This window comes from Candidatus Protofrankia californiensis, from assembly GCF_900634765.1.
Taxonomy (GTDB): domain Bacteria; phylum Actinomycetota; class Actinomycetes; order Frankiales; family Frankiaceae; genus Protofrankia; species Protofrankia californiensis.
In genome coordinates this window covers 16,917-19,454 of sequence record NZ_CAAAFT010000467.1, presented here as the reverse complement: position 1 = coordinate 19,454, position 2,538 = coordinate 16,917, and the positions used below count along the sequence as shown (strand labels likewise).

Here is a 2,538-nt window from a genome sequence, read left to right as displayed (position 1 = left end):
ACCTCGGCGACGCCGTGGCGCTGCTGGCGAGCGCGAAGAAATACACCGTGGCCCGGCTGTCCGGCGGCCGGCTGTCCGTGCCCGGTAAGGGCTCGTTCGCGGACGGGGCCGGCGTCGCCGGCACGTCCGCGGAGGAGGAGTTGCCGCTGTCGACGTCGGGGTCCGATGCCGTGTTCGAGGCACGGATCTTCAACAAGGATGCGGAGCTACGGTGGCTGCACGAGGGTGACGGCCTTGGCACGGCCGTGCTCCTGTCGGAGTCACCGGACATCTGCCGGCCGCTCGGCGAGGCCCTCGACCCGCTGAAGGCCATCGAACGGATCGACAACAGATACCTGCTGTGGGGTCGGCCGTTGCGCTCGCACGACTCGGGCGCCTCCACCGGTCCGCTCTCTGCTGGGCCGTTGTGGGTGCGCCTGGCCGAGGCACGGATCGGCCTCCTGGACGTACCGGTGTCGCGGGCGCCCCGTGAGAACGAGTGCGTCTTCCTGCGGACCGTCGAGTACGTGACGACCGAGCCCGAGCACGGCAACGCCTATGTCGCCGAGGAACGGCTCGTCGAGCTGTTCCTCGCACCGCCCGAACAGTCCAAAGCCGCGGGCAGCCCACAGCCCGACCGTCTCCCGGAGGCGACCCGATGAGCAGCCGCTTCGGCGTTCTGAACTGGAAGACCACCCCGGACGGCGCCCGCAGGCTCGTCATCATCGAGGACAGCGGGGGCGAGCGGCGCTTCGACCGCCGCTTCCTCGACCCGGCGCTGGCCGCGTTGGGCGACGACGACCTGGCCGGCCGGTCCGTCGAGTTCGACTGGACGGGTGGGCGGGCCAAGCGCATCCGGGACAAGGGTGCCGCGGCGACGGCGGCGCCAGGGGCTGTCGAGACCAGGCCGGCACCGACCGGATCAACGCCGGCTGCCGCTTCCACCCCGCCGTCGAAGCAGCCGCCGTCCGGACCGCGTCCGAGCCACCCCGCACCATCTCAGAATCAGCAGACGTCATCGCAGGCCGCAGTCTCGCCGTCGGGGCCGCGTCCGAGCCACCCCGCACCATCCCCGCGAGCGACCCGTCAACCCCCGCGCCACATGGCGCCGGCGCGTCCGTCCCGGCACGCGGCGGGGGGCCGGCAGGCGAGTACCGCCGGCGTCCCGCGGGACACGCGTTACCGCCCGCCCGAGCCGCTGAACGCGTTCATCAACCCGTATGGGTTCGTCCCTGCGCCACAACGCGACGAGCGGCACCAGACCCTCGGCGACGTGAACGACCCGGCGGACCGCCACCGCCTGCCCGGTCACGACCGGCTCCGGGAGGACCGCTGGTCGGGCACGATCGGCGTCACCCTCACGGTGGGCACGCCCCTGCTGCTCCTGGACACTCCCCGTGTCGAGCGCGACGAGAAAACCGGGCACGCCACCTATCCGGTGCTGGAACGGAAGGTGACCACGCCGGACGGCCGGAAGGAGCGCAAGCCACACCTGCCGCCGACGGCGGTGAAGGGCATGCTGCGCAGCGCCTACGAGGCGGTGACCAACTCCCGGTTCGGAGTGTTCACCGGCCATGACGGCCGGCTGGGCTACCGGATGGCGGCCCGTGACGGGCTCGCGTCCATCCCGGCGCGGGTGATCGGCGACGGCGACACCGCCGAGATCGAACTGCTGCCCGGGACGACGCCCGCGGGCCATCAGGGTCGGCACGGCTCGCCCATGCACGCAGCCTGGCTGCCGAGCTACTGGACGTCAGCCGACTCGAAAAACGTCCGCGGCCCCGACCAGACCGACTTCAACATCGTGATGCCGGACGGCTCACGGCCCAGGCACGGCCAGCGGGTCCGGGCGCGCATCCAACTCGTCCAGCATCACCGGTGGGACCGCCGCTCGGACACGCATACGCCCGACTTCCAGCTCTGGTGGATACGCTCGCTCGCCGAGCCTGGTCACGAGCCGGCGCAGGCGCCACTGCGGACGTCGAAGCAGCCGCGGGCGTCGTGGTACGAGCCGATCGGCCGGGAGAAGGTGGTCGACGGCTGGGTGTGCGTCACCAACCGGAACATCGACCGCAAGCACGACGAGCGGGTCTTCTTCTTCGACACCGACGACGACCTGCGGGAGACGTACCCGCTCGACAAGCGGCTGCGGGGTATCTGGCGCGACATCATCCACGGCTACGCGGCGGCACACCGCCCCGGTGAGCTGAAGTCACCTGACCCCAAAATCCCCGGGGCAGTCGTGTCAAGTCGCCACCTGGTTCCGCGGAAGGACGGGGAACCGGAGAAACTCACCGACGGTGACCTGATCTACGTCCGGTTGGACGCCCACGGTGAGATCGACAGCCTGTATCCGGTGACGATCGCGCGGGAGCTGTTCAGCGTCCCGCCGAGCGCGCTGTTGCACCACTCGCTCCGGCCCGCGGACACGATCAGTGAATTGTCCCCGGCGGACAGGGTGTTCGGCTGGGTCCGCACCGAGGACCGGGCCGTACCCGGCGGGGACGACCGTGCCGGCGCGTGGCTGGGCAGTGTCCGGATCGGCCCGGTGGTCTGCGA

Annotated in this window: 1 protein-coding gene and 1 pseudogene; both read left to right on the top strand. The window is 71.2% G+C overall.

Annotation, left to right across the window (positions count from 1 at the left end; translation table 11 throughout):
- On the top strand, positions 1-641 hold a 641-nt coding region (gene csx19, locus DD1DGNOD_RS24150; RefSeq protein WP_165037004.1), incomplete at its 5' end, for a type III-D CRISPR-associated protein Csx19.
- A pseudogene (locus DD1DGNOD_RS24145) lies at positions 638-2,538 on the top strand (RAMP superfamily CRISPR-associated protein); the annotation flags it as partial. The gene csx19 and the pseudogene DD1DGNOD_RS24145, both read left to right, overlap by 4 nt.